This is a genomic window from Sphingobacterium sp. UDSM-2020, from assembly GCF_016132525.1.
GTDB lineage: Bacteria > Bacteroidota > Bacteroidia > Sphingobacteriales > Sphingobacteriaceae > Sphingobacterium > Sphingobacterium anhuiense.
This window is the reverse complement of sequence record NZ_CP066166.1, coordinates 1-15,253: the sequence shown is the minus strand read 5'-3', so window position 1 is coordinate 15,253 and position 15,253 is coordinate 1. Positions and strand designations below refer to the sequence as shown.

21 protein-coding genes are annotated in these 15,253 nt (G+C 31.4%); 11 read left to right on the top strand and 10 right to left on the bottom strand.

Annotated features, from left to right (window positions below; all coding sequences use genetic code 11):
• The first annotated feature begins 65 nt into the window (after nucleotides 1-65).
• The 5 genes from JAZ75_RS00110 (at nucleotide 66) to JAZ75_RS00090 (ending at nucleotide 2,838) form a co-directional block, all read left to right on the top strand.
• Nucleotides 66-692 (top strand): hypothetical protein, encoded by a 627-nt coding sequence (locus JAZ75_RS00110; protein WP_208699538.1) that lies wholly within the window; start codon nucleotides 66-68, stop codon nucleotides 690-692.
• A 93-nt stretch (nucleotides 693-785) separates the two neighbouring features.
• Nucleotides 786-1,268 (top strand): HAD domain-containing protein, encoded by a 483-nt coding sequence (locus JAZ75_RS00105; RefSeq protein ID WP_208699536.1) that lies wholly within the window; start codon nucleotides 786-788, stop codon nucleotides 1,266-1,268.
• Nucleotides 1,269-1,602: 334 nt separating this feature from the next.
• Entirely contained in the window at nucleotides 1,603-1,926 is a 324-nt protein-coding gene (locus JAZ75_RS00100; RefSeq protein WP_208699533.1) for a DUF3592 domain-containing protein, read from the top strand.
• A 183-nt stretch (nucleotides 1,927-2,109) separates the two neighbouring features.
• Nucleotides 2,110-2,397, top strand: coding sequence for a hypothetical protein (locus JAZ75_RS00095; protein WP_208699531.1), 288 nt, complete (start codon nucleotides 2,110-2,112; stop codon nucleotides 2,395-2,397).
• Between the two features lie 117 nt (nucleotides 2,398-2,514).
• Nucleotides 2,515-2,838, top strand: a complete 324-nt coding sequence (locus tag JAZ75_RS00090) for a colicin immunity domain-containing protein (protein WP_208699529.1) — start codon at nucleotides 2,515-2,517, stop codon at nucleotides 2,836-2,838.
• 48 nt (nucleotides 2,839-2,886) lie between these two features.
• Here the strand turns inward: JAZ75_RS00090 and JAZ75_RS00085 are convergent, their stop codons facing one another.
• The 4 genes from JAZ75_RS00085 to JAZ75_RS00070 form a co-directional block, all read right to left on the bottom strand.
• Nucleotides 2,887-3,573 carry a tetratricopeptide repeat protein gene (locus JAZ75_RS00085; protein ID WP_208699527.1) on the bottom strand — a complete coding sequence of 229 codons (687 nt, stop codon included), beginning with the start codon at nucleotides 3,571-3,573 and terminating at the stop codon, nucleotides 2,887-2,889.
• Nucleotides 3,574-3,600: 27 nt separating this feature from the next.
• The gene (locus JAZ75_RS00080; RefSeq protein WP_208699525.1) at nucleotides 3,601-4,236 is read right to left on the bottom strand and encodes a hypothetical protein; all 636 of its coding nucleotides are present in this window, start codon (nucleotides 4,234-4,236) and stop codon (nucleotides 3,601-3,603) included.
• A 111-nt stretch (nucleotides 4,237-4,347) separates the two neighbouring features.
• A complete protein-coding gene (locus JAZ75_RS00075) occupies nucleotides 4,348-4,998 on the bottom strand; it encodes a DUF3885 domain-containing protein (RefSeq protein ID WP_208699523.1) in 651 nt (216 codons plus the stop codon).
• A 104-nt stretch (nucleotides 4,999-5,102) separates the two neighbouring features.
• Nucleotides 5,103-5,498: a hypothetical protein gene (locus tag JAZ75_RS00070; protein ID WP_208699521.1), complete on the bottom strand. Its 396-nt coding sequence runs from the start codon at nucleotides 5,496-5,498 to the stop codon at nucleotides 5,103-5,105.
• Nucleotides 5,499-5,814: 316 nt separating this feature from the next.
• On the opposite strand from JAZ75_RS00070, the gene JAZ75_RS00065 reads away from it, so the two are divergent.
• Nucleotides 5,815-6,264 carry a nuclear transport factor 2 family protein gene (locus JAZ75_RS00065; protein WP_208699519.1) on the top strand — a complete coding sequence of 150 codons (450 nt, stop codon included), beginning with the start codon at nucleotides 5,815-5,817 and terminating at the stop codon, nucleotides 6,262-6,264.
• A gap of 433 nt (nucleotides 6,265-6,697) precedes the next feature.
• Here the strand turns inward: JAZ75_RS00065 and JAZ75_RS00060 are convergent, their stop codons facing one another.
• The 4 genes from JAZ75_RS00060 to JAZ75_RS00045 form a co-directional block, all read right to left on the bottom strand.
• Nucleotides 6,698-7,219, bottom strand: a complete 522-nt coding sequence (locus JAZ75_RS00060) for a hypothetical protein (protein ID WP_208699517.1) — start codon at nucleotides 7,217-7,219, stop codon at nucleotides 6,698-6,700.
• 442 nt (nucleotides 7,220-7,661) lie between these two features.
• Complete coding sequence (locus JAZ75_RS00055; protein ID WP_208699515.1) at nucleotides 7,662-9,377, bottom strand: hypothetical protein; 1,716 nt, start codon at nucleotides 9,375-9,377, stop codon at nucleotides 7,662-7,664.
• Between the two features lie 323 nt (nucleotides 9,378-9,700).
• Nucleotides 9,701-9,982 carry a hypothetical protein gene (locus JAZ75_RS00050; protein ID WP_208699513.1) on the bottom strand — a complete coding sequence of 94 codons (282 nt, stop codon included), beginning with the start codon at nucleotides 9,980-9,982 and terminating at the stop codon, nucleotides 9,701-9,703.
• 442 nt (nucleotides 9,983-10,424) lie between these two features.
• On the bottom strand, nucleotides 10,425-10,640 hold the full coding sequence (locus JAZ75_RS00045; protein WP_208699511.1) for a hypothetical protein: 216 nt from the start codon (nucleotides 10,638-10,640) through the stop codon (nucleotides 10,425-10,427).
• A gap of 123 nt (nucleotides 10,641-10,763) precedes the next feature.
• On the opposite strand from JAZ75_RS00045, the gene JAZ75_RS00040 reads away from it, so the two are divergent.
• From JAZ75_RS00040 to JAZ75_RS00020, 5 genes are all read left to right on the top strand, one after another.
• Complete coding sequence (locus tag JAZ75_RS00040) at nucleotides 10,764-11,411, top strand: hypothetical protein (RefSeq protein ID WP_208699509.1); 648 nt, start codon at nucleotides 10,764-10,766, stop codon at nucleotides 11,409-11,411.
• Between the two features lie 109 nt (nucleotides 11,412-11,520).
• Complete coding sequence (locus JAZ75_RS00035; RefSeq protein WP_208699507.1) at nucleotides 11,521-12,096, top strand: hypothetical protein; 576 nt, start codon at nucleotides 11,521-11,523, stop codon at nucleotides 12,094-12,096.
• Nucleotides 12,097-12,233: 137 nt separating this feature from the next.
• On the top strand, nucleotides 12,234-12,737 hold the full coding sequence (locus tag JAZ75_RS00030) for a hypothetical protein (RefSeq protein ID WP_208699505.1): 504 nt from the start codon (nucleotides 12,234-12,236) through the stop codon (nucleotides 12,735-12,737).
• A 168-nt stretch (nucleotides 12,738-12,905) separates the two neighbouring features.
• Nucleotides 12,906-13,502, top strand: coding sequence for a hypothetical protein (locus JAZ75_RS00025; RefSeq protein WP_208699503.1), 597 nt, complete (start codon nucleotides 12,906-12,908; stop codon nucleotides 13,500-13,502).
• 170 nt (nucleotides 13,503-13,672) lie between these two features.
• Complete coding sequence (locus JAZ75_RS00020) at nucleotides 13,673-13,987, top strand: hypothetical protein (protein ID WP_208699501.1); 315 nt, start codon at nucleotides 13,673-13,675, stop codon at nucleotides 13,985-13,987.
• A 45-nt stretch (nucleotides 13,988-14,032) separates the two neighbouring features.
• On the opposite strand, the gene JAZ75_RS00015 is transcribed toward JAZ75_RS00020, so the two are convergent.
• A complete protein-coding gene (locus tag JAZ75_RS00015) occupies nucleotides 14,033-14,335 on the bottom strand; it encodes a hypothetical protein (RefSeq protein WP_208699499.1) in 303 nt (100 codons plus the stop codon).
• Nucleotides 14,336-14,603: 268 nt separating this feature from the next.
• Nucleotides 14,604-15,188 (bottom strand): hypothetical protein, encoded by a 585-nt coding sequence (locus JAZ75_RS00010; RefSeq protein WP_208699497.1) that lies wholly within the window; start codon nucleotides 15,186-15,188, stop codon nucleotides 14,604-14,606.
• Nucleotides 15,189-15,253: the final 65 nt, after the last annotated feature.

Genomic DNA, 15,253 nt, shown 5'->3' with positions numbered 1-15,253 from the left:
CTCTGACCTGCTTCCTATGGATTGGATTACCTGTGATACAGTCAATATAAATAATAATAGAAAAAATGGAAAGAAAGAACCAGATATTAGTAAATAGTTTTTTAATTGGGATTTCTCTCATTTTATCTAACTGTAATGGGAGCATTGAATCAAAAATAAATAGCAGAACAAAAATTGATTTGAAAAAAGATACAGTTAGTGTAAAACCAGACTTAATCGTCAATGGCTTAAGACTGTTAGATGAAACCTCACTACATAATTTAACAAGAAAAGAGGTTCATATAAAAGAATATATTAGAGCCCATCCGTCAGTAATATTTCTAAATGAAGAAAATACACAATATCTCATTGCAAGCCAATATGAGGGTGATATAGCTAATTATTTTAGTCTTTTTGAGTTAGGGTACTTACAAGATGAAACATCATTTGATACTATTGGAATCAAAACGCAAATTAAAGATTTTGTAACCGAATCGGGTTTGAAATTGGGAATAAGTTTTAATCAATTGATTGCTTTGAAAGGAAACGGGTACAAAGAGAGCACAGAAGGAGAAATTAAAGTTATTTCCTATACTATTGAAGATCCAAATAATTTTTTAATAAAAGAAACTGGACTTCCTTTGTATTTTATTCAAGTTTTCTTGAAAAATGATACAGTTTTCAGAATAGTATTCGGTTTCGAATATCCATAGATAGTAGGAATCAATAACCATATTGGTAACAGAGGAGGGAGAATCTATCTTTTCCAGACCCAAACCTTTCAAAAAAATATAAAAGACGATACAATGATTTTTTTCTTAGATATTGACGGAGTATTGGTTCATGCTAATCCACATCAAAAAGTGAAATTGGAAGATGATGGTTTTTATAAGTTTAATCCGCAAGCTATTCAGATTCTAAAGTCTGTTATCTATAAAACAAAGGATAAAGTCATTCTTTCCACATCACATCGTTTTAAATATAGTATTCAAGAATGGAAAGTCATTTTTAAAAGGAGAGGATTGGAGATCAAAAATCTTTCCATTTTAAATGATAAAGTATATTTTTCAAATCATCGATATACTCGAAAAGAGGAGATTTTAGGATGGATTCAATACAATAATTTAGACTATAAAGAAATTGTCATTATAGATGATGATAAGTCACTGAATGATTTACCTGCACATTTAAAGGATCGTTTAGTTTTGACAAATTCTTATACTGGTTTAAATGATGTAAATGATTTAAAACGAATTTTACAAAGAAGGTTGTCAAGTAAAATAAATTGAGAACTTACAGTTCTACACTATTAAATACGAGGCTGTGATGATTTCTAGAATATCTATATCGTTTTAAGAAAATCTGGACTAAATTATGAAAAAAAACCTTGTACTTATTTCTGTTGGTGTTACTATCATCGCGCACCTCCAATTACTACATGATGTGAATGGTAGAGTAAAATCCTAAAATGAAATAAAATTTGGAAGTAAATCGGGAAACTTTTATTTAAATGTAAAAGCGAACCTTTAAAAAATCGTAGAAGCAACTAATCAGTATAAAGAAGCTAATACAAATTATTTCAACAATAGGTTTAATAAAGTAATTAACAAAAATTAAATGGAAATGAATGATTTTACCACTGTAGTCTTCGTTCTGTTTATCAGTACTGTAATAGTATATGTACTGGTTTCGAGGACACAGCAGAAACGTAGGTTAGAAAAGATTGGACTAAGAACAGAAGGAATTATTGTCGATTTAGATTTTGATCGCTGGAGTAGAATCAGTGTTTACCATCCAGTAGTCAGATATCAAACTTTGGATAAAGAGAACGTCAGACGCAGATATTCTGTTGAAACTTACCCTTCATATTTTGAAATAGGAGAAAAGGTAATCGTAATTTATAATAAAGACGATACCGACGATTTCATTTTGAAGAAAATTCACTAGAATTCTCGCTTTCCAGTTATAATTTTGAAAACAGTAATAATAAAACATTATTTACTTTTGGCATTGAATCAGATGCCAGCATAATTTGGGTATACAAGTTGGAGCAATGTTTGTCAACGGCTATCGTTTGGTAAAGATTTTAGCATATGAAGCTGTTGTTTAATTATAATAATCAATAAAAAAATGAATAATACGTTAAATACAATTTGGGTTTTTCATGGTGAAGGAGGAAGGTTTTCAAGTGGCGTTTTTACTTCAATTGAAAAGGCAGAAATATGGATAAATAGACATAAATTATCAGGAGTATTAACAGAATATCCAGTTGATGAAGGAGTATACGACTGGGCATTATTTAATAGTTTTTTCGACGTGAAAAAAGAAGCTCAAATGAAGCCAAATTTTATCCAACAATTTACATGTGCAAGTCAAGATCATTATCATTATGAAAATGGAATGCAAATAGTCCTGTAACATTTTATTTAAATCTAAAAACCGGATTGAATGTTATGGCATCTCCTTCAGGGCATTTTATTAGCGAAGCCGCTTAAGTTCTGTGCAAATTCAAGGGATATTAACAAAAGGATTTTTATGGTAAATTATATAAAATTATTAGATAAAATAAATTTACAAAAATATATTTATCTTATTGATGTGTTTTTATCTAATGAAATTACAGTTTCATGTTTTTTGGAGTATTTTCTTCAAACTAGAAGAGAAGATAACTATTGGTTGACCTCATCTTTCGATGATGAAGTCAACAGTATTATGGATTCAATTTTTCTTGATATTGACGAATATAATCCAGAAGAATTGTATGCCCCTAATGATGGCTTTAATATTAACGAAGAAGAGTTACGGATAAGGTTAAGCAACAAAGTGTTTTTATTAAAAAACTTTAAATATTTGTTTTAATAATAATTGTTATAGGTTCTATACTTATATGATATGATCAGCAGGCGTTTATTTTTTACAGCCTTGTGTTAAAGCCTCTGTATATTCCTTTGTTATTGGTTTACCACCAAGTTTTTTACATTCATTGTAATACTTCCAAGCATTCTCACAGTCCTTTTTTACAAAGTAGCATACTGACATTTTAAAAATGGTATTTTGGTTTTTGGGATCAATAGAATAAGATTTTTTAAAGTTATTTATAGCCAGATTGAAATCTTTATCACCATGATTTTCCATAAATCTTGTCATATAAACTGTTGCCTTGTCGGTCAGAATGTTAGAACTGTTAGCATTTAATTTCAAACCTTCGTCGTACTGCTGCATTGCACTTTCAAAATCCTCGAATGAAAAATAAATAGCACCGAATCCCCAAAATACATCTGCATTTGTCGGGTCGAGAAGCCAGGCCTGATTAAACCTATACATGGCTGTTTTTAAGTCCTGCTTATATAAGTAATCAAAGCCCAGTTTAACCAAAAGATCAGAAGCTTTACGATTCGTTCCAGTTTCTTCTAAATACGCCTTTATAAGTTCCTGATCAATTGTTTTTTGCTCTTTAGTCTTTACAGCATTTCCATATTTAGGTAGAAGACGAATTTCAGTTTTTGCTTCTTTTGTCCAATTTGAATACGTTATTTGTTGTCCAAATATGAGAGTCGTAATAAGTAGAAGAATGCATGTTATGGTGTATTTCATAGTCGATAAGTAAGTTTTTGTTTTGCTCTATTGTGCAGTTATGATTTGCATCAATTCCTCATCGGTGTAGTTTCCTATTATACCGCATTTATTTTTCAAGTAATCTAAGATTGTAAGATCATCAAATCCGTGCGTTTGTTTTATACCTAGGCATATAGTCTTTAGATAGTCAGCACTAGGTTTAGTTTCCATTTGGTTATCACTTTCATCTGTTAAGGTGAATATTGGATAATTGTTCTGTTGTCCTATATATAATAGATTACCATACCAAGACCTTTCTTTAAATATATAAGAACCATTCTGTATAGCCTTATTAAAATCCATTTCAAGACCAGCTACCGTGTTCGTTTCCTGTTTAGCTATATCAATCAATTGACCCTTTGTTATCAGATAGATCCTTCCCATTGTTGATACAGTAGGACTAAAAGTCGTTCTGATAAAAGCAACACCACCATTATCCCAATTCTTAGAAGCTCTAGCAAAATAAAGCTCAGAGTTAATATACATGTCTTCACTTTCAGAAGGTATTGTTTTATTCAGACATCCGCCATATACCGTTTTTGCACCTGCCGGTTGTCCACCTTTTATGTAGCAAAGAAAACGCTCTTCCAAAAGGTTAGAACCATAGCACGCATACCAAACTTTATCCTGTAAATCATCCATTTCTTTAAATTGGTTATAATCTTCTTGTTAAATATATAAATAATAAAAGGTTTTCTTTTCTTCTTCAAGCAGACCTTTCCAGCATTGATAAAGTAATTATGGAGATTCCATTTATTCAAACAGTTTTTGAATCTTTTCTCTGTCATTATCAAGAATCCAGTCATTATATTTTTCATAGATAGACCTTAATGATTCTTTATCAGCTGATATCAGGTCAAGGCCTCTGTCGTCATACATATGAAAGATTAGTTTTTTGTCAATGTTGATAAAATAAATTTCTTTGTTTGCGAAAATTGAGCTGTTGTCTAGCCTAGGTTTTCTTGGAGGAAAATCGGTATTTCCAATTGCTGTTAGTATATTTTGATGATGTATTCGGTCGGCAGTCAGTTTAACAATAGCTATGTTTCTAACGTCAAATTTGTCACTTGGTTCATAGAGCTGTTTCTCTTTTGTATAACTAATCTCAGTCTGCTGCAGATTCTCGATTTGCTTAAATGTAAAGTTTAATAATCTTATTTTCTGTCGTTTATATTTATAGTCCATATAAACTAAAAATACTTTATCAGAACTGTCAAATACAGAATGAAAAATTGTTGAAGCACGTTTTGTTACCTCCTGAAAGTATTCGTTTGTACCGGTTTCCTCAGTTTGTAAGTCAAAGCGAAGTCCGAAATCCCACCTATAGAACAAAGGTGTTCCAAGCCTAAGCTGTTTGAAATTGGTTCTTAAAAATTGCTTATATTCTTTTAATATTGTTAACACATAATTGTTTTTAGTAGCTGAATGCATTCTTTAATTTAATATTGCTTGATTATAAAATAGAACTTTTCCATTTATAAAGTTTATTATTTTTTTAATCTACGCTTTCACCAAGTATATTCTTCTGTATATGGCATGTTTTTAAGATTTTCAAAATCGCTTATTTTACAGGGTATCCTATCTTTTAAGTTCAATTGCCAGACTGATGCCTCCTTGGACCATGGATCAATTAAAAATTCGATCAGATCATCATTCATAATGCGCATTTGGACTATATAACCTACCGTGTCCAATTTAGTTATTTTCTGATTATCCCAGATTAAAAGATATTGACCTCCGATTATACATACTTTGTTTACGATCAATCCACAATATGGATTTCCATACATATCGCCAATGCATTTAGCTATTTTTTCCCCTTTATTGACTAAAATTATTTCCTCATCAACATGGCCTAACGTATATTCTGGAGATTCATCTAATATTTTGAGATCATTTATCATATTGCTTTAGGTCTTTCAACTTTAATGACTAGGCATTAATATGCTCTAACCTTAAACGAATTTACTAATTACGATTTGAATTTCATTTTTCAATATGACTGAATGTTTCAAAAGAGTTTGGTTTCAATAGATTCTCTTTCTAATCTCAATACTTACTAAAATTAAAAAAGGATTCAACCACTTCACCTAGCCATTTCCACCATTCACCGAGTTTTTAGTTGGTTTAGTCTAATTGCCATAGGGAAGGAACGAATTACACCCTACTTTTGAATCAATAACTAAGAACAAAAAGCTAACAATATAACATAAAGACATTATGAAAACTTTAGCAAAAACATTCGCAGCAGCAGCCTTGATCGCAGTATCAACATTTACGATGGCAGAAGGCAAACCAGTAGGAGACAACTCCAAAAAAGCAGTGGTCAATCTATCTACAGCAGATCTCGCCATTGATCATTACATTGCGGTTATGACAGCAGGTCAATCGGCAGGAGTAGAGCAATTGTTTACATCAGATTTTAATCAAAAAGTACAGGCAGCAGAAGCTAAGATCAACAGCAGGTCAGAAGTAATTTCCTTCTTGAAAAAACAAAAAGGCGAGCAGTTGAACTGTAAAACCAGTACTACCATTGTTGAACAATCAGGTGACTATATGGTAGCAAAAGTAACACAACAATTTGAAGGGTTTACCAAGACCGATTTAATCACCTTGGTCAATGATGGTGGCAACTGGAAAGTATCCCAATCCATCAACACGTATAAGTAAGTTAAGTAAATTTCATATGTTTAGTCAAAGCCACGTCGAGAGATGTGGCTTTTTTTTTAATAAAAGTTTATTGAGTTATTGAAATCATAAGGTGTCAATTGGGTTCTTTAAGATATTGTGTTCATCTACAGTTAGTTGAGATAGGTAGTTCGAAGGAAAACATTCTAAGTTTCTGTTTACTTGCCTTTTTAATTGTGTTTTAGCTGAGAGTTTGCTTTAGCATATTATTCGACAAATCTGATTGGAATTCATTAGTTTTGGGTGTAGTAAGTTCGGGTAATATTACAGATTGAAAGTTTGATTTGACGATTTAGTTATAGTTTTCAAAAAAATGGTCACTAAAAATATTATATATTGATTATGATTATAAAGCGCCGTTCTCATAAAAAGAAACAGAGTGAACTAGAAGAAATTATAGGGTTTAGGATACATATCAGCGAATACGTATCGTATCCATATCTTTAATATTTTTCTCATTACGCACCTTTAGGCTTACCATATAAAGATCGTCCAAGTTACCGACAAATTTAATAGGAGACACAGTGATTGTCATAATATTAATGATATCGACAAAAACTGTGTTGGGATCGTCCTGAATTATCTTATCCTCGATCTGAAAAATAACCCGATCAGATTGCACATTCGTAAAATTTTTCCTAAGATCAGATAAAGTTATAAATTCTGGTTTATAATCAGCAGTTAATCCTATTATTATAGCTTGTTTCTCCTTACTTATTTCTACTGTCTTTATACTATCTTCTTTTAACGTTAGGGCGCTTTCACTGGAATACTGCTTGCCTAAAAGCTCTACTTTAGGGAAATTTCTATCTTTAAGATCTTTATAAATTACTTTCGGCACTTTGTCTGTAATACTATATTGATTGGTCGAATATTGGCCATAAGTTAAACTTAGCCCAAAGGATGAAAGAAGCGCGAATAAAAATGTTTTTTTCATTTTTGTTTATTATAGTACAGCTCTAAACTAATAAACACAGTGTGGACTTACAAATTAAATCTACTTTACAGGGCATTCCTACCTTTCCAATATAAGCAGTAGTCGTAGGCTCACCATCGCTCCCTCCAGTATAACCGCCTAATACATTTTCGATTGTTCACGAGATAATTGATTTAGTTTTTTGAATAAGGATTAATGAGAATATCATCGGCATCAACCATGCAAATAATATCTTTGTCTTCATAATGGTTTGAAATTAAATTGTCTAAAATGTTCTTCATTGCAAATCGACGAGTTATATTTTTCTTTAAGTGAATTTTAGTGTTTAATCTATCTTAAGTATGATAGTGATCCGTTGAAGCATCATCAATAAGAAAAAGTATAAAACTTTTATATGTTTATTTGTCTAATGAAACAGATAAGTCTACCCATAGATCACCAATTAAAACATTTCTTGTGCAAAAACAGGCTTACCACTTAATGTAAATCCTTGCACAGTGATAATATAGTCACCCTGTCGACTATTATTGTAAAACTCAAAGTAGTAATTTTGATTCGCATTCAAATTCACATTTGAATCCCAGAATAAACTTATTCGATCATCATAACTAGACAGATATATATCATCATTAGATTTATATTCTTTTTTCCAGTAGGGTATTTCTACTTTATATCCACCTACTTTTGTGTACTTGACTTTTCGTCCAATATTTACATTGCGACGATCGATACCTGTCGTATAAAACATAAATGCACCTTGCCCATTTCGTATAGGGTTATAAGGATATTTATCGTAAACCTTGATGTAGATTACCTCATTTATAGGAGGTGTTTCAATAGGTCTAAATCCATATGGGGAAATTTCAGCGTGTTTATTATTTAATAATTCATAATATCCATGATAACGTAATTTAATACCTTCCCTAGTTGCTACTTTTCGAATTAGAGTTCCAAGATCATTAATATCTGAAAAATATTCTTGTTCTTTAAAAGCATCAATATCCAAGATACTTTTATTATTTTTAAACCAATCTTTTGGATATTTTTCGTCTAATTCTTTTAATCTACCATCCTTTTTTTGTCTTGATATAACTATTTCGCGCAATCCGACTCTTCTCCTATTTGTATCCAAAACATATAATGGATCGTATAACCATTCTTTGTTGGTATAAGGATATGATGGCATAGATTTTCTGATATAATTTCGCTTTTGAAATGGAAAAAAATTATATTCAATATCAAATCGATCATACTTCATCTTTTCATACACGTGTGTTGCTCGAAATTCCAACGTATCGGTAAAACTCAAACCTTTGATATGAAAAAATCCATCGCGATCAAAAGGAATTGCTGAATAAATATATTTGGAGTCAGCAAAAGGCTTATATCCAAATGAAAAATTATATGTAATAAAAGGACTTTTAGACTTTTTAATGGATTTTTGTATAGCTTTTTCGTACTTCTCCATAAATTTTCCCCAATCCATATTAACACTAGATAATTTCCCATTTATTGTCAATAAACTATCTTGAAAATCAGTAGGAATATAGACTTTAGATTTACCCTTATTTCCAAGTTCAAACTCTGTTGGAGGAAAATACACATCTGAAACAGATACTGTTAAAAAAGCGGGTTCATCCAAACCCTCGATACGAAATTGATTTAAACGTTTCTCTGCAATGTTCCTTTTATCTGTTATAATTTTAGGTTTGACGACAGATATAGTTAACTCATTAGCTATATTCTTAGTATGCTCAACTTGGAGAGCACCTACTGAATCAGGCCTTGTATTATCATACAGTACAGGGATATTTTTTATATAATGACTTTCATCTTCTTTGTTATTTACATTTGTAAATATTGATGTATTAATCCATAACTGTTTATAAGAAGTAGGAATAGCATATTGTCCTGAAACCATCCCATACTCCATCAGATGCACGCTATTTTCAATGACTTGACCATCTGCACCGAACCAATCCATATACAAATTTTTGATACGTTGATCCAATACTCCGTCTTTCAGTAAATATGCCTTATAGCGAATTGTATCTCCTGGAAAATAAGCTCCTCGATCCAAATGAAGATATACTTGGACGCTGTCTTGTGCGAAACAATCTATATTAAAGAATAGTAAAAAAAAATATAAAAATCTCATTTAATATCTCGTCAGTGAAACATTATCTTAAAACAAAAAAACTTAACGCTGAATCCCTAAAAAATCCGTTTTCATCATATATATTTTCACTGCATAGACCAGTGATTATAACCATCATTGCAAGGTGCAGTAGTATTCTTAGAATACCGTCCTAAAACATTTTTCAACTGTTCCCTTGATAATTGATATTTACTTTCTAGATTTAGGTTTTTTAATGAAACTATTTTCATTTCTTTAAAAAATTTATAATGGTTAATCAGTCGCGTCCTGAACGATTATGAATAAGGATAAAAAATGGCGGTGTTTAGCTCATTAAAAAAGAGCTAACTTGAGCCATTATCATAGTATGTATCTAGGGGACCCTCAAAGTATAACCGTTTTGGATCAGTTGTTTTGACCCAACCATGTCGCTTTAGATTTCCGTTAGGATAGTATTCATTCAATTCATGTACTTTAGCTTCATTAGGAATAAGGCGGAGTATATTTGTGTAATCAGCAGAATCTTTATTTGCCGAGTATCCACCATTTTTTTTATGTAGGTAACAATAGTTTCCTGTGCTTTTGTAGGGATAGCAAAGAAAAGTAATATGAAGTATACTATACATTTGTTAATGCTAAAAAATGAATATTTCATCTGGTCAATTTATCAGTTTGTATTTTTTAAATATAAAGAAAACTTGTCATTTTTCAACAAAAGTATTTCAGTATTTTTCTAGTGAAGTTGTCTGAATTACTACTAAATACAAATATGGATTTCTATTCTTTAAGCAAATTTTTTCAGGATCGGCGTATCTATTTTGGGTTTTTGTTTAGCATATAAAAGGTTTGTTAATAGCAAATCTATATAATTTTCGCTTTGTTGTCCCGTCAATCCAGCCTAAGCACAGTGGTCCATCAACAGCTCCAATTTAATTTAATGAATGAAGATTAGACTTTTTCGTGTAATTAACAAGCCAAATAGATTGTTTGGACTGAAAATTTTTTTCCAACCACTGTCTCTAATCTGTTCGGCTTTGAGGACACTCTCTTTATTAGGCATTTTGTTTTTCAAGGCATTTTAAAATTGATTGGGTAGGTTTCATCTGGCTTTTCTTGCTGTATCCAATGACCATAGTCTAGGTTGACAATGTGCAGATTATGAACATAGTATGTTGATCCGTTGATACCCGGTTTGCGACAGACTTCCTCCATCCGGTGCCCGGTTACGGACTGCTTGAGAGCAAAGCGGATCTGTGCTTCGGTAACCGACCGAAGCGAGCTCATCGAAGCATAACTTTCTTCGATTTTTTCATTTTGAGTACTCCTATTTAAAATTAGTAATTCTGGCCCGAATTCTATACTTTTAAAATGGCCACTTTTTTTGGAGGGAGGTCAAATATAATCGATATGAAATTTAAAGAAATAAGCCTCATAAATAAGCCCTTTAGTTTGAAAGGTCGAGAATTCAATGGAAATTCTTGGTGCATTAATGAATTGTTCTGTTCAAAGTTGGACATTGCAAATATGAATGGTGTACTTAAGTGTAATATTATAGCAACCCCTTCCTCAGATGATGGCTATAAAAATTATGCAGGATTTGCTTTTGTTAATGTTGATTTTAATATAGATGAATATGCAACGATTGGTACTCGTATCGAAAAGAAAATCAAAATTTTAGAACTTGTAAAGATGGGCATGTTTAAAATTGCTAATTACGAAAATATTGATTTAAAAATAATTCAAGACGCATATGATGAGTGTGTGAAAGATAAATATAGGTATGAATTTTATGTCAAAAATAATAAATTAAAAAGCTCTCCAAATAAACAGTATAAGGTAGGTTTTTTCTGCGAATGGGATATTGACTTTTGCAATATCTATAGTATGTTATATAGCAAAAGTGAATTTATTAAAAAAGAACTGTTTTTGTCTGTAGAACCTGCACTCGGAGAGATTGCATATTGTTTAGAATGGAAATGGCTTGATAATAACTTAGTTGAAATATGGGATACAAGAGATAAAGAGAAATCGCATATATGGTCAATCCAAATTTAAATTGTTGCTTAGTTATGATGATCCGTTTAATATCGCTTAGATCTCCGCTGAACTAACATTAAAAGAGCTAAATCAAAGACTTAAAAAGCGAATTGAAGTAACTTCTAAAATGGGAGCAGATATGCGGCAAGGTCAAAGACAAGGAGCGAAACAGGATCTAATAAAATCAATAGAAAAATTCTTAGGGCAATACTATATGAAATCAGTAAAAGAAATTCTCGAAATGTTACTTGAAGAGCTAATTATGTACCTTGAAAAAAGTGAACATTTTGATACATTGTTAATGTATCAAAATAAGAAATTAGGAGACACGTCATTTCTATTAGCGGCATTACTTGAGTCACTCTTAAAACAATATCATATTGATTGGGATGAAAAGAAGTGGATCGATGACAGTCTCATAACTCGCGTTACAACAAAAAATGATATATTAACATTTGAAGGAGTAATGATTTGGGGCATCATAGATTCAACTGAACAATGGACAGATCCCTTCGTTTTTAATATTGAAATCCTTAAAGACAAAAAGATATATTCGGATTTTACTTTTTTGTTTTGTGATATGATCAAATCCGAAATAAAGTATGAAGATTTTATTAATAACCGGGATTACTGGACAAGCGAAATTGGATATTGGAAGTATATTATTAATTCGAAGAGTGGGAGTGTAAAACAAACTGTGTAAGTGGAGCAATTGAAGATCGCACATAGCAGTCTCTGATCGACAAAATAGTAAAATTATGAAGACAGTCCAGAAGCTGGAATTTTGGAAAAGTTGACTAATTTAGAATGCAAAAATATTGATGAAAAATAAGTATAGAAATGAAATGTGGTAAATTGTATTTTCATCTTGAAAGGAAAGAAAGTCCTTATGAAGATGAGCTGGCGGTCAATGAAGTTTGGGGGATCATACAACTCTGTTATGAATTGGATAATATATCAGAGTATATTCTTGACTGGCAGTGGGATATTACTGAAGTTGTAGAGTGGTTTGATGAGACTAAGGATTTATTAGGTGTAAAAAGTTTAAATGTCTTGAATGATGAAGATAAATCTATTGCTGAATTGCGAGATCTAGGTTACGAGCGATCGTTTTTCTTCAGTCAAGACGAAATGTTGTCCTATCATGAGGATTTGGATAAGTATTTTTCTGACTTCAAATTTCATTTAAGAGGAACTCCCACACCTACGTATTACATTGGGTTAAATAATGGAGAAGGTGAGCTATCTTATCTTTGTCGTGAACAAAAAGTATATAAACGATACTGCTTTAACATGGATGAGTTTCTTAAGAGTACAAAAGAAACTTTATTGAATTTTCGATAGTGTTAGTGATAAAGACAGATGCCAGCATAATTTAGGCATGTAAGTTGGAGCAATGTTTGTCTACGGTTATCGTTCATTAAGGATTTTAGCATATGAAGCTGTTGTCTTAATTATAATAACCAATAAAAAATGAATAAGGTAATGAAAACTACCGAAAATTAATTGGTTATGCTGGTAACAATGACGCCAGTACACAATAAACAAAGTGAACTTACCATGATAAAATATTATAAAGCTGACGATAAAGAACAACTACTTTACAAAGAAACTTGGTTTGACGAAAAGAGAAAAGTAGCCATTGTTCACTATGGAAAAGTTGGTTATAAAGGAAAAGTAGAAGAGATACCGATTGAAACGAAAAATGCAAATGACGATTTTGTACAGAATTTCTGTAAAGACTGTGAAAGTAATGGCTATTATCAAATCGATGAAGGCAATCATCATTGGGTTGTTGTTCAGTTTCCTTTAAAGAGTGAATTAGGAAATAAAAGAGATTTATGGCTAAAAGACAAGGTGCAAGAATATCTAAAAGACCATCTAGGCTGGAATGGAGTAGGCGATGTGGATGGTTTTGATATGGGTCAAAAGAAATTAAATATTTTTTGCAAGGTTGTAGACAGTGAAAAAGCGGTTAGCAGTATCAAAACCTGTCTCAAAGATTATCGACTTGACCTTAATCAGGCACGAATTGCAACAAAAAAAGTAGGAGAGATAAATTATACGCTGAAGTTTTCACATAAAAAAATAGATAATTTTGAACTATGAAAAAGTTAGCCTTACAAAAGATTGATTTCAAACAGTCGTTTCCAGACTTGATTTTCAAAAGCAGTATAACGGAAAATAAAACATAAATTAAACAAGGCTTTTGATAGGAATTTATAAACAGCAATTTCATTTTAAACAGAACATTAAGATCCTATAAACCTTTATTAACCATGGAAATGACCACAGAAGAATTCCAAAATTATAAATTAGAAATAGAAGAACTAACCGCATTACTAAATAATGAATGGCATGATTTGAAAAATTTAATCATATCAAACAACATTAATTTAGAAAGGACGCTATTAGTCGGTTACTATGAAGATGCTGAAGGGAAAGAGCATGGATTACTTTACAACAAAAAAGACAATTTCATATTAAAATTTGAAGTGTTTAATAACACTATATCACTCACTAGTATTGATCATGGTCATGAAGAAAGTGATGAATATCCGCAATTGCTAGTAGCTATTAGCTTAGCAGATTAGTTGTTAGAATTGGATTCGCCCGCTAGCACACGAAAAACATAACGCTCAACTACGCAGTTTTGCAGACTGCTGATCTAGAAGTTTTCTATGGTAGACCATTTCAGTTTTCAGCGTTTTAAAAAAGCTTTCAGCTGCGGCATTATCCCAATTTTTAGAAGCTCTAGCAAAATAAAGGTCAGAGTTTATATACATATCTTCACTATCAAAGGGTAATGTTTTATCAAGACAACCACCATATACCGTTTTTGCACCTGCCGGTTGTCCACCTTTTATGTAGCAAAGAAAACGCTCATCCAAAAGATTAGAACTATAGCATGCATACCAAACTTTGCCCTGCAAATCATCCATTTCTTTAAATTGGTTATAAACTTCTTGTTGAAGATATAAATAATATAAGGCTTTCTTTTCTTCTTTAAGTAGACCTTTTCAGCATCTCTAAAATCGTTATTTTTATCATCCGCAAAAGTGATGTGGATATGGGTGCTATAATTTTTACATGTACAACAGCAACATAGTTATAGGTGCCATTTAATATTCTTTCATATTCTGTTAAATAGCCATCATACGCTGTATCGCCTAAAATATTTAAGATCTTTTTGCTGAAATAGCATCTATTTTAATAAAATATTGGATCATAAGGAGCCTCCTGATAATCTTTAATTTTTAAACGTCTGTAATTACCTTCTGCCGAAAGTGTGAAAGTTTTATCTGGATTGAGGCGAAGATAAATATCAATCAAACTTGTCCTTTGCGTATTACTAACTCTAGGTTTAAAAAGCCATTTTACATTTCTGTTTGGAAAATTTTTGCGAATCTTTTCTTGAACAGGTTGACTGGCCTCAAAATAGTGATATGTTTTCATCAAATACTGATACAGAGGCTCTGATTTACCAAAAATTATCTCACTGTTTTGGATACCTCCAATTCTATTGATCACAGCCTGAATTATTAATACCGAATCTGTAATGACATTTGTACAATCTTTATAATTTTTATTTAGAAGGGTGATGAAATCTTGTTTTTTTTCAAGGTTTAAGGTAGCTCCAACTCCTCCTGACTGCAAATAATCTCTAATAGCTGATTTTCTCCGTGTAATCGTTAAAGTATAATTTTCTTTATCCTTTGTTTTTTGTACTTGTGAAACTAAATGATCTTGAAAAATAAATTGGTATAAAAGATTGTATTTTTGTTCTAGCCACAATTGATCTCCTTCAAAAAATAATTGGTAAATAGTTTCTTTTCTTCTATATTGATCTAAACTTTTTC